This is a genomic window from Phenylobacterium sp., from assembly GCF_004799395.1.
GTDB lineage: Bacteria > Pseudomonadota > Alphaproteobacteria > Caulobacterales > Caulobacteraceae > Phenylobacterium.
Genome location: NZ_SSMZ01000074.1, coordinates 1 through 21,941, shown reverse-complemented (window position 1 = coordinate 21,941; position 21,941 = coordinate 1). Strand labels below are relative to the sequence as shown.

At 68.4% G+C, this 21,941-nt stretch carries 23 protein-coding genes; 8 read left to right on the top strand and 15 right to left on the bottom strand.

Annotated elements, in window-relative coordinates:
* The coding region (locus E8A12_RS04815) for a TonB-dependent receptor plug domain-containing protein (protein WP_293366648.1) at positions 1-980 on the bottom strand (980 nt) is incomplete at its 3' end.
* A gap of 230 nt (positions 981-1,210) precedes the next feature.
* Entirely contained in the window at positions 1,211-2,188 is a 978-nt protein-coding gene (locus E8A12_RS04810; protein ID WP_293366647.1) for an NAD(P)H-quinone oxidoreductase, read from the bottom strand.
* A 110-nt stretch (positions 2,189-2,298) separates the two neighbouring features.
* Between E8A12_RS04810 and E8A12_RS04805 the strand changes: the two genes are divergently transcribed.
* Positions 2,299-2,505, top strand: coding sequence for a DUF1192 domain-containing protein (locus E8A12_RS04805; RefSeq protein WP_293366645.1), 207 nt, complete (start codon positions 2,299-2,301; stop codon positions 2,503-2,505).
* 147 nt (positions 2,506-2,652) lie between these two features.
* The gene (locus E8A12_RS04800; RefSeq protein WP_293366643.1) at positions 2,653-3,162 is read left to right on the top strand and encodes a DUF1465 family protein; all 510 of its coding nucleotides are present in this window, start codon (positions 2,653-2,655) and stop codon (positions 3,160-3,162) included.
* 120 nt (positions 3,163-3,282) lie between these two features.
* On the opposite strand, the gene rpmE is transcribed toward E8A12_RS04800, so the two are convergent.
* Positions 3,283-3,507 carry a 50S ribosomal protein L31 gene (rpmE, locus tag E8A12_RS04795; RefSeq protein WP_293366641.1) on the bottom strand — a complete coding sequence of 75 codons (225 nt, stop codon included), beginning with the start codon at positions 3,505-3,507 and terminating at the stop codon, positions 3,283-3,285.
* 119 nt (positions 3,508-3,626) lie between these two features.
* On the opposite strand from rpmE, the gene E8A12_RS04790 reads away from it, so the two are divergent.
* Both E8A12_RS04790 and E8A12_RS04785 read left to right on the top strand, forming a co-directional pair.
* Positions 3,627-5,483 (top strand): ABC transporter transmembrane domain-containing protein, encoded by a 1,857-nt coding sequence (locus tag E8A12_RS04790; RefSeq protein ID WP_293366640.1) that lies wholly within the window; start codon positions 3,627-3,629, stop codon positions 5,481-5,483.
* A gap of 205 nt (positions 5,484-5,688) precedes the next feature.
* Positions 5,689-6,390: a PEPxxWA-CTERM sorting domain-containing protein gene (locus tag E8A12_RS04785; protein WP_293366639.1), complete on the top strand. Its 702-nt coding sequence runs from the start codon at positions 5,689-5,691 to the stop codon at positions 6,388-6,390.
* On the opposite strand, the gene E8A12_RS04780 is transcribed toward E8A12_RS04785, so the two are convergent.
* The 6 genes from E8A12_RS04780 to E8A12_RS04755 all read right to left on the bottom strand — a co-directional run bounded on the left by E8A12_RS04780 (position 6,387) and on the right by E8A12_RS04755 (position 11,597).
* Positions 6,387-7,445, bottom strand: a complete 1,059-nt coding sequence (locus E8A12_RS04780) for a glycerophosphodiester phosphodiesterase (RefSeq protein WP_293366638.1) — start codon at positions 7,443-7,445, stop codon at positions 6,387-6,389. The two genes, E8A12_RS04785 and E8A12_RS04780, sit on opposite strands and share 4 nt — an antisense overlap.
* A 67-nt stretch (positions 7,446-7,512) precedes the next feature.
* Positions 7,513-8,310 carry an inositol monophosphatase family protein gene (locus tag E8A12_RS04775; protein WP_293366637.1) on the bottom strand — a complete coding sequence of 266 codons (798 nt, stop codon included), beginning with the start codon at positions 8,308-8,310 and terminating at the stop codon, positions 7,513-7,515.
* 72 nt (positions 8,311-8,382) lie between these two features.
* Complete coding sequence (gene thiE, locus E8A12_RS04770) at positions 8,383-9,033, bottom strand: thiamine phosphate synthase (protein ID WP_293366635.1); 651 nt, start codon at positions 9,031-9,033, stop codon at positions 8,383-8,385.
* A gap of 14 nt (positions 9,034-9,047) precedes the next feature.
* Positions 9,048-9,194 (bottom strand): hypothetical protein, encoded by a 147-nt coding sequence (locus E8A12_RS04765; protein WP_293366634.1) that lies wholly within the window; start codon positions 9,192-9,194, stop codon positions 9,048-9,050.
* On the bottom strand, positions 9,178-10,203 hold the full coding sequence (gene cydB / locus E8A12_RS04760; RefSeq protein ID WP_293366633.1) for a cytochrome d ubiquinol oxidase subunit II: 1,026 nt from the start codon (positions 10,201-10,203) through the stop codon (positions 9,178-9,180). Before cydB ends, E8A12_RS04765 begins: the two co-directional genes overlap by 17 nt.
* Complete coding sequence (locus tag E8A12_RS04755; RefSeq protein WP_293366632.1) at positions 10,200-11,597, bottom strand: cytochrome ubiquinol oxidase subunit I; 1,398 nt, start codon at positions 11,595-11,597, stop codon at positions 10,200-10,202. The genes cydB and E8A12_RS04755 overlap by 4 nt, the downstream gene beginning before the upstream one ends.
* Before the next feature lie 257 nt (positions 11,598-11,854).
* Here E8A12_RS04755 and E8A12_RS04750 point away from each other — a divergent pair, with 257 nt between their 5' ends.
* Positions 11,855-12,418: a TspO/MBR family protein gene (locus E8A12_RS04750; RefSeq protein ID WP_293366631.1), complete on the top strand. Its 564-nt coding sequence runs from the start codon at positions 11,855-11,857 to the stop codon at positions 12,416-12,418.
* A 60-nt stretch (positions 12,419-12,478) separates the two neighbouring features.
* The gene (locus tag E8A12_RS04745; protein WP_293366630.1) at positions 12,479-14,137 is read left to right on the top strand and encodes an MFS transporter; all 1,659 of its coding nucleotides are present in this window, start codon (positions 12,479-12,481) and stop codon (positions 14,135-14,137) included.
* Here the strand turns inward: E8A12_RS04745 and E8A12_RS04740 are convergent.
* From E8A12_RS04740 to tkt, 6 genes are all read right to left on the bottom strand, one after another.
* Positions 14,134-14,403, bottom strand: coding sequence for a hypothetical protein (locus E8A12_RS04740; RefSeq protein WP_293366629.1), 270 nt, complete (start codon positions 14,401-14,403; stop codon positions 14,134-14,136). The two genes, E8A12_RS04745 and E8A12_RS04740, sit on opposite strands and share 4 nt — an antisense overlap.
* 42 nt (positions 14,404-14,445) lie before the next feature.
* Entirely contained in the window at positions 14,446-15,531 is a 1,086-nt protein-coding gene (fba, locus tag E8A12_RS04735; protein WP_293366628.1) for a class II fructose-bisphosphate aldolase, read from the bottom strand.
* 25 nt (positions 15,532-15,556) lie between these two features.
* Positions 15,557-16,747 (bottom strand): phosphoglycerate kinase, encoded by a 1,191-nt coding sequence (locus tag E8A12_RS04730; protein WP_293366627.1) that lies wholly within the window; start codon positions 16,745-16,747, stop codon positions 15,557-15,559.
* 10 nt (positions 16,748-16,757) lie between these two features.
* On the bottom strand, positions 16,758-17,768 hold the full coding sequence (gene gap, locus E8A12_RS04725) for a type I glyceraldehyde-3-phosphate dehydrogenase (protein WP_293366625.1): 1,011 nt from the start codon (positions 17,766-17,768) through the stop codon (positions 16,758-16,760).
* Between the two features lie 104 nt (positions 17,769-17,872).
* On the bottom strand, positions 17,873-19,066 hold the full coding sequence (purT, locus tag E8A12_RS04720) for a formate-dependent phosphoribosylglycinamide formyltransferase (RefSeq protein WP_293366624.1): 1,194 nt from the start codon (positions 19,064-19,066) through the stop codon (positions 17,873-17,875).
* Positions 19,067-19,076: 10 nt separating this feature from the next.
* On the bottom strand, positions 19,077-21,047 hold the full coding sequence (tkt, locus tag E8A12_RS04715; RefSeq protein WP_293366623.1) for a transketolase: 1,971 nt from the start codon (positions 21,045-21,047) through the stop codon (positions 19,077-19,079).
* Between the two features lie 137 nt (positions 21,048-21,184).
* Here tkt and E8A12_RS04710 point away from each other — a divergent pair, with 137 nt between their 5' ends.
* Both E8A12_RS04710 and zapA read left to right on the top strand, forming a co-directional pair.
* Positions 21,185-21,478 (top strand): DUF4164 family protein, encoded by a 294-nt coding sequence (locus E8A12_RS04710; RefSeq protein WP_293366622.1) that lies wholly within the window; start codon positions 21,185-21,187, stop codon positions 21,476-21,478.
* A gap of 3 nt (positions 21,479-21,481) precedes the next feature.
* Positions 21,482-21,814 carry a cell division protein ZapA gene (gene zapA, locus E8A12_RS04705; protein ID WP_293366621.1) on the top strand — a complete coding sequence of 111 codons (333 nt, stop codon included), beginning with the start codon at positions 21,482-21,484 and terminating at the stop codon, positions 21,812-21,814.
* The last annotated feature ends 127 nt before the right edge of the window (positions 21,815-21,941 follow it).

Genomic DNA, 21,941 nt, shown 5'->3' with positions numbered 1-21,941 from the left:
ACCGAGTTCGGGGTGTCCGAGGCGAAATCGCGCGGGTTGCTGTTGGCCGGGTTCGCGCAACCGGCCGGTGACAGATTCACGACATTGGTGACCTTGCCGGAGCAGGCGTAGCCAGGATTGACGAATAGCGCGCCCGGCAGGAACTCCGCCGTATTGATCGGGCCGGTCGTATAGGTGGCCCGGGCGCCGGGGCCGCCGCCGCCGTCGTTCCAGCCCGAGATCGCGGCCTTCACCCAGCCGTCCAGATGCTCGCCGAACTTCGCCTGCAACTGGCCTTCGATGTAGTAGTTGTCGATGACGCCGCCCTCGCTGGGCATGCCCGGGACGATGTTCTTGTAGTAGCCCTGATCCTGCTTCTGCCAGTTGCCGGCGAGGCGGAACTGCAAGTCGGGCGCGAGCGGGCCGGAAACGGCGCCTTCGATTTGTTTGAACCCGTAGTTGCCGAACGTCGCGCGGACTTCGCCGTAGGGCTCTTCCGTCGGGCGCTTGGAGATCACGTTGATGGCGCCGCCAATTGAGTTGCGGCCGTAGAGAGTGCCCTGCGGGCCGCGCAGCACTTCCACCCGATCGGTGAGGATCGGGGTCTTGCCGGCCTCGACGGTGGAGGAGGTGTAGACGCCGTCGGAGTAGGTGGCCACGCCCGGGTCGGCGGACTGCACATTGGTCAGGCGGCCGACGCCGCGCAGGCTGATGCGGTCCAGCTGGCTGGAATAGGCCAGGCCCGGCGTGAAATTGGTCATGTCCTGGATGGAATTGATGCCCTTCAGGTCCCGCATCTCAGAGCTGTAGGCAGAGATCGCGACCGGCACGTCCTGCAGGCTCTGGCTGCGCTTTTCAGCGGTGACCACCAGTTCCTCGATGGTGCTGCCGGCGGCGGCGGCCGGCGCGGCGGCGGCCGTGGTCTGGGCGTGAGCCGATGTTCCGAGCGCGGCGGCGAACAGCACGGCGCCGGACGCCAAAAGGCGGACCTTGTTATTCAATCTTGAGCCTCCCCAGTGGGCCTCGCGGCCGGGAAAAGAAAAACGATCTGTTTTTTTGTTCCACTGGCTCAGCCTTCCGAGGGCGTCAACCTCCCTGCGGCAAAAATGCAACCCATTTTCGAAAACACGGTTTGCTCAATAGCGTCTCTCCGCCCTGTATTTGTACGCACCATTCAAAACTCAGGTGCGTTTCTGACGATATCGCCGTTACGTGGCGCACAACCCGAGGTTTATCCGACGACGAGTACGATCTTGCCCACGTGGGCGCCGGCTTCCAGGTGCGCGTGGGCCTTGGCGGCCTCGGCGAGGGGAAAGGTTGCATCCACCTGCGGGCGCAGCTTGCCGGCGGCGATCCATGGCCAGACGAGCTTTTCAACAGCGGCGGCGATACGGGCCTTCTCATCAGCGTTGCGCGGGCGAAGTGTCGAGCCGGTGACCACGCCGCGCTTCTGCATCAGCCGACCGATGGAAAGCGTGACGTCGCCGCCGCCCAGGCTGGCGATGAAGACGATTCGCCCATCCATCTTCAGGGCGTCGAGATCCTTGGCGAAATAGTCGCCGCCGACCATGTCGAGGACCACGTCGCAGCCGCCCTCGCGTTTTGTCACTTCGGCGAAATCCTCGGCGCCGGCGTCGACCGCCACGTCCGCGCCCAGGTCGCGCGCGGTCTGGGCCTTGTCAGCGCCGCGGGCGGTGGCGATCACCTTGGCCCCGTAGGCCTTGGCCATCTGGATCGCCGTGGTCCCGATGCCGGAGGTCGCGCCATGCACCAGCAGCGTCTCGCCGGGCTTCAGATGGCCGTGCTCGAAGACGTTGGCGAAGACCGTGAACACCGTCTCCGGCAAGGCCGCGGCCTCGACGTAGTCGAAGCCTTCGGGGATCGGCAGGGCGTGGCGCGCGTCGCAGACGGCGTATTCGGCATAGCCGCCGCCGCCGAGCAGCGCGCAGACCTTGTCGCCGGCCTTCCAGCGCCCAGCGCCGACGGCCACCTCGCCGGCCACTTCCAGTCCCATGGTCTCCGGAGAGCCGGCCGGCGGCGGATAGAAGCCCATGCGTTGGATGATGTCCGGCCGGTTGATCCCCGCGGCGTGGACCTTGATGAGGATCTGGCCGTCTTTCGGCTCGGGCCTGGGGATCTGGACGGCTTTCAACGCCTCGGCGGGGCCCTTGCCACCCTCGATGGCGATCGCGGTCATCATCTCAGTCATGTGGAGAACTCCGGCAAACCTGGGCGCCCACGGTCGGCGCAAACTTGCGCTTTGGCGGCTTGCGCGGTTGGATAGCGCCCCATCGGGAAACCGGAAAGGCAAAGCCCGTCATGGAAGAGCCTGCGGAAGTCCGCGTTGGCCGCGGCCAACGCCTGATCGAAGCGATCCGCGAAGACCTGGAGCTGTTCGGCGTGGCCGAGTTGGAGGAACGGATCGAGGTGCTGCAGTCGGAGATTGCGCGGGTGACCGCCCAGATCGACCGCAAGCGCGCCGGCCGCGCCGCCGCCGACGCCCTGTTCGGCGCAGGACCACGTTAGTCGCCGCAAGCGGGCCCGGCGCCAAATGGCCCAGATCGCGTGTTAGGAGGTATTCTGTCTCAAAGCGGACGCCCCGCCGGGTGGCATGGGCGTTGCACAGACGGTTTTCGCGACCGCATGGCGGCTTTGGTATAGGTTGAGCACCGCATGAGCGAACCGAACGTCTCTTCAACGCCGTGGCGCGCCGAGGTCATCCAGGACTTTGCGCGGTCCGAGCTGTTCCAGCGGACCTTCCAGGAGGGCATGGACCTCGTGGAGGAGACCGCCGGCTATCTGGATGGCTCCGGCCGCCAGGCTTCCAAGCTTTTGTCGCGCAATGCCGCCCTCGCCTATGCCGCCGAGAGTATGCGGCTGACCACACGCCTGATGCAGGTGGCCTCGTGGCTTCTGGTGCAGCGCGCCGTGCGCGAAGGCGACATGCCGCCATCAGCGGCCTGCGAGGACCGCTATCGCCTGGCCGCGGTCGACGTCTGCCTGGCCAACGGCGTGGCCGAGGGACTGCCCAAGGAACTGGTGACCCTGCTGGACCGCTCCGAGCGGCTGTACGAACGCGTCCGCCACCTCGACAAGCGAATGTACGTCGAGGGCGAGGCCGACGAGGCGCCGCACCCGGTGCTGTCGCAGCACGACCGCCTGAAGACCGCCTTCGGCAACTGAGCTTTCCGCCACGCCCCTCGCGCCGCGCGTCGGGGGAGCGGAGATTCCCGAAACGCGAAACGCCGCGGAGGTTGCTCTCCGCGGCGTTCGTCTTTGGGATATCGCGTTTTTCGGCGCGGACTATTTCCGCGTGAAACCGCCGAACTTGGCGTTGAAGCGCGACACGCGGCCGCCGCGGTCGAGCATCTGGTGGCCGCCGCCGGTCCAGGCCGGATGGGTCTTCGGGTCGATGTCGAGGTTCAGCGTCGCGCCTTCCTTCCCGTAGGTGGAACGGGTCTGGTAGCTCGTGCCGTCCGTCATCACCACGGTGATGAAGTGATAGTCCGGATGGGTGTCTTGTTTCATCGGATCAGCGCCTGACGTAAGGAAGCGTCGAAATAAAGCGAAGGCCTCCGGGTACGGGGCCATTCGAGGAAGCCGGGCGTATAGAGAAACGCCGCCGCAAATGCAAGGTGTGAGCGTCGATGAGCGAGCCAGGCGTCGAAGCGGTCGCAGCCGGTCGGCCGACCGCCGGACAGGCCCTGGCGCAGACCCTCGACGAAGCCGCCGAGCGCCGGCCGAAGAGCCGCGACGTCCGCGCGCTCGGCCATCTCATTCCCTTCGCCGCAGGCCATCGCCTGGATGCCGCCGCCGCCGGGGTCTTCCTGGTCACCGCCGCGGCGTCGAGCCTGGCCCTGACCGGCGCGGTCCGTCTGCTCGCTGACCACGTGACCCAGGCCGTCGCCGCCCACGCCGCAGCCCGCACCGTCGCGCCGTGGTTCTGGGCGCTGGGCGGCGTGGCCGTCGCCTTGGCGCTGTCATCGGCGCTCCGCTACTTCTTCGTCACCAAGCTGGGCGAGCGTATCGTCGCCGACCTCAGGAAGGCGACCTACGCGCACATCCTCTCGCTCGACCCGGCCTTCTTCCTGATGACCCGCACCGGCGAGGTGCTGTCCCGGCTCACCACCGACATCCAGATCGTCGAGAACCTGCTGACCACCTCGATCTCGGTGTCGCTGCGCAACGTGCTGATGCTGATCGGCGGCCTGGGCTACATGCTGGTGGTCAGTCCGCGTCTGACCGGCCTGGTGCTGATCACCGTGCCGCTGGTCATCGCCCCGCTGTTCCTGTTCGGCCGCCAGGTCCGCAAGCTGACCGCCTCAACCCAGGATCAGTTCGCCGCCGCCGTCGGACACGCCGGCGAGACGCTCGATGCGCTGGAAATTGTCCAGGCGTTTGGACGGGAAGCCTCGGGCGCCGCCCGGTTTGGCGCGGCGGTGGAGAATTCCTTCCGCACCTCGCTGCGCCGCATGGCCACCCGGGCGGGGATGACCGCGGCGGTGATCGCCCTGGTGTTCGGCGGCGTGGTCTGGATCCTCTGGCTGGGCGTCGAGGCCCTGTTCAGCCAGCAGATGAGCGTCGGCACGCTCTTCCAGTTCGCCCTGCTTGCGGTGATGTCGGCGGGCTCCGTCGGCGCCCTCGGCGAGACCTGGGGCGACGTCCAGAAGGCGGCCGGCGCGATGGAACGCGTCTCCGAGCTGCTGGCCGCGCGGCCAGGCATCGCCTCGCCCGCCCATCCGATCGCCTTGCCCAGTCCGCCGCGCGGCGAGCTGAGACTGGAGAACGTCACCTTCGCCTATCCGGGACGTCCCGACATGCCGGCGGTGCGCGGCCTGACGCTCTCGGTGAAGCCCGGCGAACGGGTCGCCCTGGTCGGCCCCTCCGGGGCCGGCAAGAGCACGGTCTTCCGCCTTCTTCTGCGCTTCTACGACCCGCAGGCCGGCCGCGTGCTGGTGGACGGTGTCGACGTGCGTGACGCCGATCCGGTGGAGGTGCGCGCCCGCATGGCCCTGGTGGCGCAGGAATCGCCGCTGTTCTCCGGCTCGGCGCTGGAGAACGTCCGCTTCGGGCGCGAGGACGCCAGCCTCGAAGATGTGCAGGCCGCCGTCCGGGCCGCCCAGGCCGAGACCTTCCTGGCCGCCCTGCCCGACGGGATCGACACCCAGATCGGCGAGCGCGCGCGCAGTCTCTCCGGCGGCCAGCGCCAGCGGCTCGCCATCGCCCGCGCGCTGGTGCGCCACGCGCCGATCCTGTTGCTCGACGAGGCCACGAGCGCGCTCGACGCCGAGAACGAGCGGCTGGTGCAGCGCGCCCTCGACGAAGCTATGGCCGGCCACACCACCCTGGTCATCGCCCACCGCCTGGCCACAGTGCTGAAGGCGGACCGCATCGTGGTCATGGACGAGGGCCGGGTGGTCGAGGAAGGCACGCACCACGAGCTGGTGGCGAAGAACGGCCTCTACGCCCGCCTAGCGTCGCTGCAGTTCGGCGCAGCGGCCTGATCCGATCATCCTTTGAACCAAATGAACAGCGCTCGGAGCGCTGGCGACTATGACTATATTATGCGCCTCCATTAACCATTTTGAGTAAAGGCTAGCGCCACTGCGCTCGCGTTGTAGGGGAATCGGCAAGACTTCCTTCGCTATGTTGCCTATGACCGGGATGAGTTCTCGCCCGTCCGGCGAACATCGAATTGGGAAGTCTCCTATGCGCTCCGCCAAAGTCGTCTTTTCCGCCACGATCTCCGCCCTCGCCCTCCTGGGCGCCGCGAGCGCCGCCGGCGCCGCCGAACTGCTGGTCAATGGCGGGTTCGAGAACATCGGCGCGGGCGCCGTTCCAGAGAGCTGGGGCGGCCTGACCTATTACCCGGACGGCACCCACGTCGCGCCCACCGGCATCCTGCTGCCGGGCTGGACCGTGCAGAGCGGCAGCGTCGATCTGGCCTGGACCACCAGCGCCTGGGGCCCCGCGGCCAGCGGCACCTTCTCTATGGATCTCGACGGCTGGAACCCCGGCACGATCAGCCAGTCCTTCAACGACGTGGCCGGCCAGACCTACACCGTGTCCTACGACTACTCGCGCAACCCCGCAAACGCGGCCCAGGACGTTTCGGCCCTGGTGTCGGCCGGCGGCCAGAGCGCCACCGTCGACGCCCCGAACGGGGCGTTCGGCTCGGAATTCAACATGACCTGGCAGCCCGGCGGCTTCACCTTCGTCGGCACGGGCCACGACACCATCACTCTGGCGTCGCTCGATCCCCAGAACAGCAACGCCGGCGTGTTCTTCGACAACGTCTCGGTCAGCGGCCAGGCCGTTCCGGAGCCGGCGTCCTGGGCCCTGATGATCGGCGGCTTCGGCATGGCCGGCGCGATGCTGCGCCGCCGCCGCGCGAGCCTCGCCGCGGCCTAGCCCCGAGCCTTGGCCGCCAGGCCGGGGAAGTCGCTGAACAGGCCATCGATCCCGGCCGCGTAGAGCGCGTGGTAGACCGCGTCCACGTCGCCGTGGACCGCGGGATCGATCCCGTTGCGCAGCTTGGGCGGCAGGAAGAAGTTCTCCGCCCGCACCGTCCAGGGATGCACCTTCAGCCCCGCGGCATGGGCGTTCTTCACCAGGTCCGTGGCGGGTCCGAGGCCGCCATCGACGGTCGGGATGACCATCGACCAGTCCGGGCCGACGCCATTGGCGTAGGTGGCGATGGTCTTCATCCCGGAGGCCGTGACCATCTCCTTGTAGGTGGTCTGGGAATCCGTCGGCGAGCCGTTCGGCGAGACCAGCTGGATGCGCGGCGCGCGCGAGAGCGTCTTGAAGGTCTTCAGCGGCTCGACATCGAAGCATTGGACGAAGACCGGGGCCGTGGGGCTGTCCAGGCCGTTCTTCTTCAGCATGTCGGCCAGGCGGCCCTCCATCGGCAGGCCGAGGCCTGCGAAGTGGCTGGCGTGCTTCAGCTCGGGGTAGGTGCCGATGGCGCGGCCGAGACGAGCGCTCTCCGACTTCGCCAGATCGATCACCTCCTGGTAGGTCGGGATCTGCTCCTGGCCATCATAGGCGGCGCTGCCGGGGCGCAGCTGCGGCAGGCGCTCGCGGCAGCGGATTGTCTTCAGCTCGGCGAGCGTGAAATCCTCTGTGAACCAGCCGGTGACCTGGGCGCCCTGCACGGACTTGGTGGTCTTGCGCGACGCGAACTCCGGCCGCCTGGCCACGTCGGTGGTCTGGGAAATCTCGTTCTCGTGGCGCACCACCATGTGGCCGTCCTTGGTCATCTCCAGGTCCGGCTCGATGAAATCGGCGCCCTCGGCGATGGCCTGGCGGAAGGCGAGCAGGGTGCTTTCCGGCCGCTCGCCGCTCGCGCCGCGATGGGCGATCATCAGCGGGGTCTTCTTGAACCCCTGACCGAAGGCGGGAAGCGAAGTCGTGGCGGCGGCGGCGGCGGCCGACGCGCCCAGCGCGCGGCGTGTGATGTGCATGACTCCCCCTAGGTTTCGTTCGTGACAGTCAGTCACTCCGGGGAGAGCGGGTCAACCGAAGGCGCGGCTACTTCGCCGCCTGCCGCAGGCGCTCAAGCAGTTGGGGCTGGATCTCCAGGTTGCCGGCGCAGACCGATCCGGTCCCCAGCACGTCGTCTTCGCCCTGGGCGTTGGTCACCCGGCCGCCGGCCTCGGTGACCAGCAGGATGCCCGCCGCCAGGTCCCAGGCGTGCAGGTCGCGCTCCCAGTAGCCATCGTAGCGGCCGGCCGCGACCCACGCCAAGTCCAGCGCCGCCGCGCCAAAGCGGCGGACGCCGGCGACGCGCTGGCTGATCTGGTGCAGCTCCTTCAGGAAGGTGGCGTGCTGGCCGTGGCCCATGAACGGGATGCCGGTGGCCAGCACCGCCTCGTCCATCCGCGTGCGGGCTGCCACGCGCAGGCGCTTGTCGTTTACGAAGGCGCCCTTGCCCTTCTCGGCCCAGAATGTCTCGTTGGTGACCGGATTGTGGGTCAGGGCCGCGACGATCGCGCCCTCGCGCTGCAGGGCGATGTTGATCGCGAAGTGCGGGATGGCGTGGAGGAAGTTGGTGGTGCCGTCGAGCGGGTCGACGATCCAGGTGTGGGTCTTGTCCGTGCCCTCGATCATCCCGCGCTCTTCGCCCAGGAAACCATAGCCGGGGCGCGCCTTGGTCAGCATCTCGAAGATCGTCTGCTCGGCCTTCAGGTCGGCGGCGGAGACGAAGTCGGCGGGGGCCTTCTTGGCCACCTGCAGTTCGGCCAGTTCGCCAAAGTCGCGGTTCAGGTCGCGCGACGCCTTGCGCGCGGCGTCGTTCATGACCTTCAGGAGGGCGGACTGGGTGCTCACGGTGTGAAAGATCTCGGGCGTCTAGAGGGCGCGGAACCTAATCGCGGCAGGCGGTGGAAGCAAGGCGAGGGCTTAGGCGCGTTGCGCGAGGCCCTTGGCGATCTCGCCATTGAACGCCGCCACTGCCGCGCTTGGGCCGTCGCCATGGGACCAGACCCCCGCCGAAACCGCCAGGAAATCCGCGCCGGCCTCAGCCAGGCCCGCGGCGGTGGCGACGGTGATCCCGCCGATGGCCACGCAGGGCACGACCATGTCCTTCTGCCAGCCGGTGAGCAGTTCCGGATCGGCGCGGGTCGGCGCGGCCTTGGTGGCGGTCGCGAAGAAAGCGCCGAAGGCCACATAGTCGGCCCCGCCCTCGGCAGCCTCCATGGCGAGGTGCAGGCTGTCGTGGCAGGTGACGCCCACCATGCGGTCAGGGCCCACGATGCGGCGGGCCTCGGCCAGAGGCGCATCGTCCTGGCCTACGTGGACGCCGTCGCAGCCGAGGCGGGCCGTCAGGTCCGGCCGGTCGTTCAGGATCACCGCCACATCGCGCGCCTGGGCGATGGGCATAAGCGCATCGACCGCCGCGGCGACGATGTCGTCGGGTGCATCCTTGAGCCTAATCTGCAGGGCGGCCACGTCGCCGGCGTCCAGCGCTCGGCCAAGGACATGGCCGAACGCGGCCAGGTCGTCGAGTCGCGGCGGAGTGATCAGGTAGAGGCGGCAAAGCGGAACGGCCATCGCTCGCCTAGAGCCTATCTGAGCAGCGCCTTCAAGAGGTAGGCGACAACCGCCGTCGCGGCCGCCGCGGCGAAGGCCAGGCCGAAGAACCAGGCCAGGCGCTGGGCGAGCGGGGCCAGGGGCGCGCCCGGCTCCGGCGGCGGCTCAATGATAGCCCGCATCGGCGCCGACCTTTCCGCGGAAGATCCAGTAGACCCAGAGGCTGTAGCCGATGATCGCCGGCAGCAGGATCGCCACGCCGACCAGCATCAGCGACAGCGCATTGTCGGCATTGGCCGCCTGCCGGAAGGTCAGGGCGTAAGGGACGACAAAGGGGAAGAAGCCGGCCGCCAGTCCGAGATAGCCTGAGAGGAACATCAGGATCGCGCCGGCGAACGGCCAGCCCTGCGCGCGGCGCCTGAGGCCCAGGGCTGCGATCGCCAGGCCCGCCGCGCCCAACAAAGGGATCGGCGACAGGCGGGCCAGCGGCGCGAGGTCGAACCTGTCCCCGGTCCAACCCCAGCGCGCGCCGACCTCCGGGTGGACCAGCAGGGTGGCGAAGCTCACCGCCGCCAGCAGGACCGCCACCGCCACCAGCGCGATCCAGGCCCAGCGCCGCGCGCGGACCTGCAACTCGCCCTCGGTGCGCCAGATCAGCCAGGCGGCGCCGATCAGGGCATAGCCCGCCGCCAGTCCCGCCGCGACCAGCAGGCTGTAGGGGCTGAGCCAGTCGAAGGCGTCCCCGGCGAAGCGACCGTCGTTCAGCGTCACCCCCTGGATGAAGCCGCCCAGCACGAGCCCCTGAGCGAGGGTGGCGACCAGCGAGCCCCCGGCGAACGCCATGGTCCACAGGGGCTTGCTGCGCGCTCGCCCATGCAAGCGAAATTCGAAGGCCACACCGCGCAGGATCAGCGCCAGCAGCATCAGGATGATCGGAATGTAGAGCGCCGGAAGCAAGGCGGCGTAGGCGAAGGGGAAGGCGGCGAACAGCCCGCCGCCGCCCAGCACCAGCCAGGTCTCGTTGCCGTCCCAGACGGGCGCCACGGTGGCCATCATGGTGTCGCGCTCGGCGGGCGATGCGGCGAACGGGAAGAGGATGCCGATGCCGAGGTCGAAGCCGTCGAGCATCACGTAGAGCAGGACCGCAATGGCGATCAGCCCGGCCCAGATCAGCGGCAGGTCGAGGCTCATGACCGCTCCTCCGGCTCGACCGGCGCGGCGGCCAGGGCGTAGCCCGGCGGCCGCGGCATAGCTGGAACCGGCGCCTCGGCCCCTGCCAGCGGTCCGGCCGCCATCAGTCGCAGGATGTAGAGCGCGCCGAAGCCGAAGATCAGGGCGTAGATGGCCATGAAGGCGATCAGCGAGACCGAGACTTCGCCCGTCGTCACCGGAGAGACCGCCTCGGCGGTGCGCAGGACGCCATAGACCACAAAGGGCTGGCGGCCGACTTCGGCGACGGTCCAGCCGGCGACCACCGAGATGAAGCCGGCCGGTCCCATGGCGACGCAAGCGCGCAGGAGCCAGCGGTCATCCGGCAGGCCGCCGCGCCAGACCCGAAAGGCGCCCCACGCGCCCAGCCCGATCATCCCAAGGCCGAGCCCCACCATCACCCGGAAGGCCCAGAACACCACCGCCACCGGCGGCCGGTCGGCCGGGGCGAAGTCCTTCAGGCCCTTGATCTCCGCATCGACACGGCCGGCGGTGATCAGGCTGCCCAGCTTGGGGATCGCGACTTCCCAGCGGTTGGTCTCCGTCGCCTCGTCCGGCCACGCGACGACATGGAAGGCTTCGGCGCGCCTGGTGTCCCAGAAGGCCTCGATGGCGGCGAGCTTGGCCGGCTGCACCCGCAGCACCTCCTTGCCCGATGCATCGCCGACCAGCAGTTGGAGCGGGGCGACAATGGCGAACATGCCGATCGCCATCTTCAGCGCCAGGCAGCTCTCGTCCTCCTCGTGATCCTTCAAAAGCCGCCAGGCCGAGGCCGCGCCGACCACCAGGGCCGTGGTCAGATAGGCCGCCAGCACCATGTGGCCGAACCTGACCGGGAAGGTGGGCGAGAAGATCACCTGGCCCCAGTCGGTCGCCCGCAAGGTTCCGTCGGCCATCCGCACATAGCCGCTGGGGTCCTGCATCCAGCTGTTGGCGGAGATGATCCAGAAGGCCGAGATCAGGGTGCCGAGGGCCACCAGGCAGGTCGCCGCGAAATGCAGGCGCGGGCCGACCTTCTTCCAGCCGAACAGCATCACCCCCAGGAAGCTGGCTTCCAGGAAGAAAGCCGCCAGCACCTCGAAGGCCAGCAGCGGCCCGATCACCGGCGCTACCAGCGTGGCGTAGACGCTCCAGTTGGTGCCGATCTCGTAGGACATGACCACGCCGGTCACCACGCCCATGCCGAAGGAGATCGCGAAGATCTTGACCCAGAACAGGTAGAGGACCTTGAAGGCCTCGTTCCTGGTCGCCAGCCACAGCCCTTCAAGCACCGCCAGGAAGCTCGCCAGCCCGATGGTGAAGCTGGGGAAGATGATGTGGAACGCGATGGTGAAGGCGAACTGCAGGCGCGACAGTAGGAGCGCGTCGAAATGCATGGCCCGGCCCTCACCGCACGCGGTTACGCGCGGGTTTCTCACCTACAACGCACGGCTGAGCTCCTGTGTCATGCGACAGACGGTCGCGGACCCTGTGAGATGGCGGACGCCGGCGACGCGGGCTTGCCCTGGCGCACCGGCTGAGCGAACAGACAATTCGCAAGGCCCGTTCGGCCGACCTGGCGCAAGCTCGGCCGGAACTTGAGGCGGCGTCTGCGGATTTCGAAGGAACGCGCGCCATCGTGGGAGGCCGATCCATGCCAGAAAACCCTGTCCGCGGGGCTGTCGACAGCCTCGCCAACAGCCGCGGGCGTTCCACCCAGCACATCCTGATCGGCGTTGGCCTGACGGTGGGCGCGGTGGCGATATCGGCTCTGGTTGCCCGGATGACGGACGCCTCCGCCTCCGATGACGGCTACGAGGCCTATTCGGACTACGACGCTCCGGCCTACGAGCAGCCGAAGCCGCCGTCGAAGCTGTTCGCCAATCTGTGGCCGCCGCTGTTCATGGCGCTGACGCTGTCGGGCCTGCGCATATGGAACGCGCCGAGGAGCGCCGCCAGGACCCAGGCGCTGACCCTCTGGGGCGCCGTGCAGGCGCTGAATGGCGTCTGGATGGTGCTGGGCCCCAAGCGCCTGGGCGGCCAGCTCGCCGCGGCCGTCGCCTCGCTGGGCACGGCAGCCGCCTACGTCTGGCGCGCCCGCCAGGTGGATCCGCCAGCCGCCAACATGGTCGCGCCCTACGTGGGCTGGATGGGCGTCGCCAATGCGCTCAGCGAAAGCCTGTCGCGCAAATCGCCGGAACCGCGGACCGTCCACTAGCCGGATCGCCGGGTTGGCCATAGGCTCGCCTCCAAGAACAAGGGTCGAGGGAGCGGAACCATGGTGGCTGCGGCAGCGGCAGGCGCGGGCGTGCGCCCGAAGTCCAATCGGATGGTCATCGTCGGCGCTTCGGCCGGCACGGTCTTCGAGTGGTACGATTTCTTCCTCTACGGCTCGCTCGCGACCTTCATCACCGAGCACTTCTTCTCCGGCGTCAACGCCACCACAGGTTACATCTTCGCCCTGCTGGCCTTCGCCGCCGGTTTCGCGGTCAGGCCCTTCGGAGCCATCGTCTTCGGACGGCTGGGCGACCTTTGGGGCCGCAAGAACACCTTCCTCGTGACCATGCTGCTGATGGGCCTGTCGACCTTCGTCGTCGGCCTCTTGCCCAGCTACGCGGCGATCGGCGTGGCCGCGCCGGTGATGCTGATCATCTCGCGCCTGATCCAAGGCCTGGCCCTGGGCGGCGAATATGGCGGGGCGGCCACCTACGTCGCCGAGCACGCGCCGGAGGGCAAACGCGGCCTTTACACCAGCTGGATCCAGACCACGGCGACCTTCGGCCTGTTCCTCAGCCTGATCGTGGTCATCTTCGTGCGCACCAGGATCGGCGAGGACGCCTTCAAGGCTTGGGGCTGGCGCATCCCGTTCCTGGTCTCGGCGCTGCTGCTGGTCGTGTCACTGTGGATCCGCCTGCGGCTGAACGAGAGCCCGGTGTTCCAGAAGATGGTCGACGACGGCTCGACGTCGAAGGCGCCGCTGACCGAAAGCTTCGCCAAATGGCCGAACCTGAAGCTGGTGATCCTGGCGCTCGCCGGCCTCACCGCCGGCCAGGCGGTGGTCTGGTACACCGGCCAGTTCTACAGCCTGTTCTTCCTGGAGAAGATCCTGAAGGTCGACGGCGTGCTGACCAATGAGCTGGTCGCGGTCGCCCTGCTGCTCGGCACACCCTTCTTCGTGGTCTTCGGCTGGCTCTCCGACAAGATCGGCCGCAAGCCGATCATCCTGGCCGGCTGCCTCTTGGCGGTCTTGACCTATTTCCCGGTGTTCAAGGCGATCACCGTGGCCGCCAACCCGCAGCTCGCCGCCGCCAGCGCCTCCGCACCGGTGACGGTGGTCGCCGACCCAGCCGACTGCGCCTTCCAGTTCGATCCCGTCGGCAAGAAGTCCTTCGCCTCCTCCTGCGATCTGGCCAAGGGTGCGCTGGCCAACGCCGGCGTCAGCTACGCCAACAAGGCCGCGCCGGCCGGGACCGTCGCCGCCGTCGAGATCGGCGCGGTGACCATCCCGAGCTTCAAGGGCGAAGCGCTTCCCCCTGCGGACCTAAAGACCCAGAAGGCCGCCTGGACCAAGACCCTTGGCGCGGCGCTGAAGACCGCCGGCTATCCGGCAAAGGCCGACGCGGCGAAGATGAACAAGCCGCTGGTGGTGGCCCTGCTCTGGCTGCTGGTGCTCTATGTGACCATGGTCTACGGCCCGATCGCCGCGGCGCTGGTGGAGATGTTCCCGGCCCGGATCCGCTACACCTCGATGAGCCTGCCCTATCATGTCGGCAACGGCTGGTTCGGCGGGTTCCTGCCGACCACGGCCTTCGCCATGGTCGCGGCCACGGGCAATATCTACTATGGCCTCTGGTATCCGATCGTCGTGGCCGGGATCACCTTCGTGGTCGGCCTGCTGTTCGTGAAGGAGATGCGCGGGGCGAAGATCGAGGCCTAGACATCATCGGGGTCGATGCGGTCGTCGTAGCCGTGGTTGGCGGAATAGAAGGCCAGCCACATCAGGACCCCGGCGAGCGCGCCGGTCATCACCACCCCGCCGACCACATAGGGCCAGATGGGCAAGAGGCTCTTCCAGCCGCCGCCCACATGCGAGAGTGCGTAGAAGGCCCAGCCGGCGAAAAGCGAGAAGCCGGCCAGGACCAGGAATGCGATTACGAAGACGGCGGCATGCTTGCGCATGTCCGACCAAAGCCTTGAGAACATCGCGGCGTTCCTCCCTGCCTGCGTCAGGCAGGGATCATACGCCTATTCCGCCGCGCGGCGGGTGACCCCGATCTTCGGCGCCAGTTCGCCGGCGGCATAGCGCTTGGCCATGACGGTCATCGGCAGCGGCGTGATCTTGCTGGCCCAGCCCGCCGTGCCGAATTCCTCGAAGCGCTGACGGACCACCACGCTCATCGCGTCCATGGCGGGCTTCAGATACTTGCGCGGATCGAACTCGCCGGGGTTCTCGGCGAACACCTTCCGGATGGCGCCGGTCATCGCCATGCGGTTGTCGGTGTCGATATTGATCTTGCGCACCCCGTGCTTGATGCCGCGCTGGATCTCTTCCACCGGCACGCCCCAGGTCTGGGGCATCTCGCCGCCATACTTGTTGATCACGTCCTGCAGGTCCTGCGGCACCGAGGACGAGCCGTGCATCACCAGGTGGGTGTTGGGCAGGCGCTGGTGGATCTCCTCGATCACGTTCATCGCCAGCACCGCGCCGTCCGGTTTGCGGGTGAACTTGTAGGCGCCGTGACTGGTGCCCATGGCGATGGCCAGCGCGTCGACCTGCGTCGCTTTCACAAAATCCACCGCCTGGTCGGGATCGGTCAGCAGCTGGGAGTGGTCGAGCTTACCCTCGAAGCCGTGGCCGTCTTCCTTCTCGCCCATGCCGGTCTCGAGGCTGCCCAGCACGCCGAGCTCACCCTCGACCGAGGCGCCGACCCAGTGGGCCATGTCGCAGACCGCCTTGGTCACATGGGCGTTGTAATCGTAATCGGCGGGCGTCTTGCCATCGGCCTTCAGCGAGCCGTCCATCATCACGCTGGTGAAGCCGAACTGGATGGCCGTAGCGCAGGTCGCCTCGCTGTTCCCATGGTCCTGGTGCATGCAGATCGGGATGTGCGGATACATCTCCGCCAGCGCGTCGATCAGATGCTTCAGGACGATGTCGTTGGCGTAGGAGCGCGCGCCACGGCTGGCCTGGATGATCACCGGCGCGTCGACCGCGTCGGCCGCCTCCATGATCGCCAGGCCTTGTTCCATATTGTTGATGTTGAAGGCTGGCACGCCATAGCTGTGCTCGGCGGCGTGATCGAGAAGCTGTCTCAGGGTGATCCGGGCCATATTCTCTACCGTTCGCTATCGTTTTCTATCGGGACAACGCCGCCACGCCGGGCAGGGTTTTGCCCTCCATCCATTCAAGAAACGCGCCGCCCGCGGTCGAGACGAAGGTGAAGTCGTCCACGACGCCGGCCGCATTCAGGGCCGCCACCGTATCACCGCCGCCGGCCACGGCCACAAGCTTCCCCTCGCGGACGAGCTTGGCCGCATGGCGCGCCGCTTCCACGGTGCCCTTGTCGAAGGGCGGGATCTCGAAAACGCCCAGTGGGCCGTTCCAGATCAGGGTCTTGGAATTGCTCATGGCGCGGCAGAGGCGCTCGATGGTTTCGGGCCCCGCGTCGAGGATGCGCTCGTCCTCGTCGATGGAGCCAACGTCGCGCACCCGGGCCGGCGCGCCTGGCGCCAGCTTCTCGGCCACCACGATGTCGAGCGGCAGGAAGAGCTTGCAGTTGTTCTGGCCGGCCAGGCGGATCACCTCCCGCGCCGTCTCGGCCAGCTCCTTCTCGCAGTAGGAAGCACCGACGTCGTGGCCTTGCGCGTAGAGGAAGGTGTTGGCCATGCCGCCGCCGATGGCGAGCTTGTCCAGCTTGGTCACCAGGTGGCGCAGGAGGTCGAGCTTGGTGGAAACCTTCGAGCCGCCGACGATGCCCAGCACCGGCCGCTCCGGGTGGCCGAGGGCGCGGTCCAGCGCATCCAGTTCCAGCCGCATCTGCTCGCCCGCATAGGCCGGCAGGCGGTGGGCCAGGGCTTCGGTGGAGGCGTGCGCCCGGTGGGCGGCGGAGAAGGCGTCGTTGACGTAGAGGTCGCCATTGGCGGCGAGAGCGTCGGCGAACTTCCGGTCGTTGGCCTCCTCGCCCGGATGGAAGCGGACATTTTCGAGGAGCAGGACATCGCCCGGCTGCATGGCGTTCACGGCTTCACGGGCCTTGGGCCCGATGCAGTCGGAAGCGAAGGCAACCGGGACGCCGAGCACCTTGGACAGCGGCTCGACGATCGGCTTCAGGCTCATCGACGGCACGACCTTGCCCTTGGGCCGGTCGAAGTGGGCCAGCAGGATCACCTTGGCGCCGCCCTTGCGCAACTCGTCGATCGTCGGCTTGGCGGCTCTGAGGCGGGTGTCGTCGGTGACCTTGCCGTCCTCCATGGGCACGTTGAAATCCACGCGGACGAGGGCCCGCTTTCCCTGCAGATCGGCCTGGTCGAGCGTCTGGAAGCCCATCGTGCGGCGGCTAGACCAGCTTCGCCATGGCGATGGCCACGTCAGCCATCCGGGTCGAGAAACCCCACTCGTTGTCGTACCAGGAGAGCACCCGACCCAGGCCGCCGTCGACCACCTGAGTCTGCGGCAGGGCCACCGTAGAGGAGGCGTCCACGTGGTTGAAGTCGTGGCTGACCAACGGTTCCTTGGTCACCGCCAGGATGCCCTTCAACGAGCCCGAGGCGGCGGCGGCTTCCATAGCCGCGTTGATCTCTTCCGCCGTGACCCTCTTGCGCGGAACGAAGGTCAGGTCGACCACCGAGACGTTCGGGGTCGGCACCCGGATCGAGGAGCCGTCGAGCTTGCCCTTCAGCTCCGGGATCACCAGGCCCAGCGCCTTGGCCGCGCCGGTGGAGGTCGGGATCATCGACATGGCCGCGGCGCGGGCGCGGTAGAGGTCCTTGTGCAGCGTATCCAGCGTCGGCTGGTCGCCGGTGTAGGAATGGATCGTGGTCATGTAGCCGCGCTCGATGCCGCAGAGCTGCTGCAGGACGTGCGCCACCGGGGCCAGGCAGTTGGTGGTGCAGGAGCCGTTGGAGACCACCATGTCGTCGGCGGTCAGCGTGCCGTCGTTCACACCGAAGACGATGGTCTTGTCGGCATTGTCCGCAGGCGCGGAGACCAGCACCCGCTTGGCCCCGGCCTGCAGGTGGGCGCTGGCCTTTTCCTTCGAGGTGAAGAGTCCGGTGCATTCCAGCGCGATGTCGACGTTGAGGGCGGCGTGCGGCAGATCCTTGGGATCGCGGATCGCCGTGACCTTCATCTTGCCGATGCCGGCGTCGATCCAATCCTCGCCGGTGGTCACCACCCCCGGGAAGCGACCGTGCACGCTGTCGTAGCGCAGCAGGTGGGCGTTGGTCTCCACCGGGCCCAGATCGTTGATCGCCACGACCTCGATGTCTTTGCGCCCATGCTCGACGATCGAACGCAGGACCAGCCTGCCGATGCGGCCGAAACCATTGATGGCGACGCGGACGGTCATGAGATCAACTCTCCCGATTGAAGTGCGCGCGTTTTTTCGGTCGGGGGGACCTAAGTCAACCCCTGGGGCGCTCACGTCTAACGTCGAAATGTGACGGCAGGGTCCTAGGCCTTCGTCGGACGCACCTTGCCGGCGGCCTCCGTCGCCCGCGCCCGCGCCTCCCCGACGTCCGCGCCGCGGGCGAGCGCCACGCCCATGCGGCGGCGCGCGAAGCTCTCTGGTTTGCCGAACAGGCGCAGGTCCGCGCCGGGAACGGCGAGCGCCTCGGCGACGCCCTCGAAGGCGATGCCCCCGGCCTCCAGGCCGCCGTAGATCACCGCGCTGGCGCCGGGTTCGCGCAGGGCCACTTCCACCGGCAGACCCAGGATGGCGCGGGCGTGGATGGCGAATTCGCTCTGGTACTGGGTGACCAGGGTCACCAGGCCGGTGTCGTGCGGGCGGGGGCTGACCTCGGAGAACCAGACCTCGTCGCCCTTCACGAACAGTTCGACGCCGAACAGGCCCTGCCCGCCCAGGGCGTCGGTGACCTTGGCGGCGATGTCGCGGGCGGCTTTCAGCCCGACGGGGCTCATGGCCTGCGGCTGCCAGCTCTCCACGTAGTCGCCCTTCACCTGGCGGTGGCCGATGGGTTCGCAGAAGCCGGTGACGATGGCGCCATCCTTCAGGCTTCGCACGGTGAGCTGGGTGATCTCGAAGTCGAAGTCGACGCGGCCCTCGACGATTACCCGCGCCTGCTCGACCCGGCCGCTCTCGAGCGCGTAGCGCCAGGCGGCGGCAATGCCGTCTGGGCTCTTGACATAGGACTGGCCCTTGCCGGACGAGCTCATCACCGGCTTGACGAAGCAGGGGAAGCCTACAGCCTCGGCGCCCGCCGCCAGCTCGGCTTCCGACGAGGCGAAGGCGTAGGCGCTGGTGGGAAGGCCGAGCTCCTCGGCGGCCAGGCGGCGGATGCCCTCGCGGTTCATGGTCAGCTGGGCCGCGCGCGCCGTCGGAATGACGGTGGCCAGGCCGGCCGCCTCGATGGCCTCCAGCTCATCGGTGGCGATGGCCTCGATCTCCGGCACGATCAGGTGCGGCCGCTCGGCCTCGACCAGGGCGCGCAAGGCGGCGGCGTCGGTCATGGCGATGACGTGGCTGCGGTGCGCCACCTGCATGGCTGGCGCATTGGCGTAGCGGTCGACGGCGATCACCTCGCAGCCCAGCCGCTGCAGCTCGATCGCCACCTCCTTGCCGAGCTCGCCGGAGCCCAGCAGCATCACCTTGACCGCGGTCGGGCTGAGCGGCGTACCGAGGCGCATCGCGCCGGCCCTAGAGCTTCGCCTTGGCGGCGGCGGCCACCGCCTCGGCGGTGATGCCGAAGTGCTTGTACAGCACCTCGGCCGGCGCGCTGGCGCCGAATCCCTCCATGCCGACGAAGGCGCCGGCCTCGCCGATGAACCGCTCCCAGCCCATCTTGATGCCCGCATCCACCGCGACCCGGACATCGGTCTCGCCGATCACCTGGGCCTGGTAGTCGGCCGGCTGACCGTCGAACAGCTCCCAGCAGGGGGTCGAGACCACCCGGGCTCCGATGCCGTCGGCCTCCAGCAGATCGCGGGCGGCCATGGCCACGCCGACCTCGGAGCCGCAGGCGAAGATCGTCACCTGCGCGGGAAGACTGGCGCCGGCCAGCTGATAGGCGCCGCGGGCCGAGAGGTTCTCGCCGGCGACGGTGGTGCGGACCGCCGGGACTTTCTGGCGCGACAACGCCATCACTGAGGGCGCCCTGGTCGATTCCAGCGCCAGCTTCCAGCACTCCGCCGCCTCCACCGCGTCGGCCGGGCGGAAGACCCTGAGGTTGGGGATCGCGCGCAGGGCGGCGACATGCTCCACCGGCTGGTGCGTGGGTCCGTCCTCGCCGACGCCGATCGAGTCGTGGGTCATCACGTGGATCACCCGGATGCCCATGAGCGCGCCCAGGCGGATCGCCGGGCGGCTGTAGTCGCTGAACACCAGGAAGGTCCCCGAATAGGGGATCACGCCGCCGTGCAGGGCCATGCCGTTCATCGCCGCCGCCATGCCGAACTCGCGCACGCCGTAGTGGACGTAGCGGCCGGCGTAGTCGGGCAAGTCGAAGTCGCCCATGCCCTTGACGATGGTGTTGTTGGAGCCGGTCAGGTCCGCCGAGCCGCCGACCATTTCCGGGATCGCTGGGACCAGCTCGGCCAGCGCCGCGCCGGAGTGTTGGCGGGTGGCCGCGGCAGGCTTTTCGGCCTCCGCCTTGGCGATATGAGCATCGACGCCGGCGAAGGCGGCCTCGGGCAGGTCGCCAGCCATGGCGCGCTCGAAGTCGGCCTTCAGATTGGAGGCGGCGAGCCGGGATTCCCAGGCCCTGCGCACCTTGGCGCCCTTGCGGCCGGCGACGCGCCAGGGCGTCAGCACCTCGTCCGGCACGGTGAAGGGCTCAGCGGTCCAGCCCATCGCGACCCGCGCCGCGGCGATCTCGGCGTCGAACAGGGTGTAGCCGTGACTGTGGGGGTCGCCTTCCCTGGGCCCCGCGCCCTTGGAAATCTTGGTCTTGCAGGCGATCAGGGTCGGCCTGTCCTGACGCGTCGCCCAGCGCAGCGCCGCGGCGATCTTCGCGAAGTCGTGGCCGTCCACCGCCTTCACCGCCCAACCAGCGGCCTTGAAACGGCCCAGTTGGTCGCCGGTCTCCGAGATGGTCGCCTCGCCGTCGATGGTGGTGTTGTTGTCGTCGAACAGCACCGTCAGCTTGGAGAGCTTGAAGCGACCTGCCAGGCTGATCGCCTCGTGGCTGACGCCCTCCATCAGGCAGCCGTCGCCGGCCACCACCCAGGTGCGGTGATCCACCAGACCGTCGCCGAAGCGCGCGGCCACGTGCCGTTCGGCCATGGCCATGCCCACCGCCGTCGCCAATCCCTGGCCCAGCGGCCCCGTGGTGGTCTCGACGCCTGGGGTGTGGCCGTACTCCGGGTGGCCCGGCGTGTTGGACCCGAGCTGCCGGAAATTCCTGATCTGCTCCATGGTCACCGCCTTCACGCCGGTGAGATGCAGCAAGGAATAGAGCAGCATCGAGCCGTGGCCGGCCGACAGCACGAAACGGTCGCGGTCATGCCAGTCCGGGCGGTGGGCGTCGTACTTCAGGAACTTCGTGAACAGAACCGTGGCCACATCGGCCATGCCCATCGGCATGCCCTGGTGGCCGGATTTCGCCCTGTGCACGGCATCCATTGAAAGGGCGCGGATGGCGTTGGCCATGGATTGAAGGGGCGCGGGCATGGGCGTCGAGTCGTCCGGCGTTAAGGAATGGCGGCGGGGTCGCACGCACGCGCGGACGGGTCAAGGAATGGCCACCGGATCGCTCTTCGCAAGGCGCCCGACGCAGGTCTATAGATAGGCCCCAAGGGAGAATGGCGATGAGCGGCGGCGAGAGCGCCCTGGACCTGGCGGCCCGGCGGCTTGAACAGGCGGTGCATGTCCTGGAACAGCGGCTGGCGCAGAGGCTGAAGACCGCGGGCGACGCCGTGGGCGGCCTGTTCGACCAGGATCGAGCCAACCTGGCGTCTCAGCTGGACGATGCCCGGGCCCGCGAGCGCGAGCTGGAGGCCGCCGGCGCTGAGGCCTCCGCCGCGCTCGGCCGTGCGATCGTCGAGATCCGCGCCGCCCTCAACGGCTCAGCTCCGCCGCCTCATTCCCCGACGGAGCACTAAGCCATGGCCCAGATCAGCGTCGAGGTGAACGGCCGGCCCTACGCCGTCGGCTGCGAGGACGGGCAGGAAGCCCACCTGATCGAGTTGGCCAAGATGTTCGACCACCAGGTGCGCCAGGTGGGCCAGGACATGGGCCAGCTCGGCGACACACGCCTGTTCCTGATGGGAGCCCTGCTGCTGGCCGACGAGCTCTCCGACGCCCGCGGGCGCCTGGCCGCGCTGCAGACGGAAGTCGCCCGCCTGCAGGCCGACCGCTCCCGCGTCGAGACCCGCGCGGTCCTGGCCCTCGACGGCGCCGCCAAGCGCATCGAGAAGCTGGCCAGCGAAGAGGCTTAGTTCGGCGCGTTCCGGCTGTGCTAAGGTCGCGCATCAGGATGGAGCGCGACCATGGCTTCTCTCGATAGCGCGGGGCCGAGCGGCCTCTTCTCCAGCGACAGCTGGGTCTGGTGGCAGGCGCGCCGCC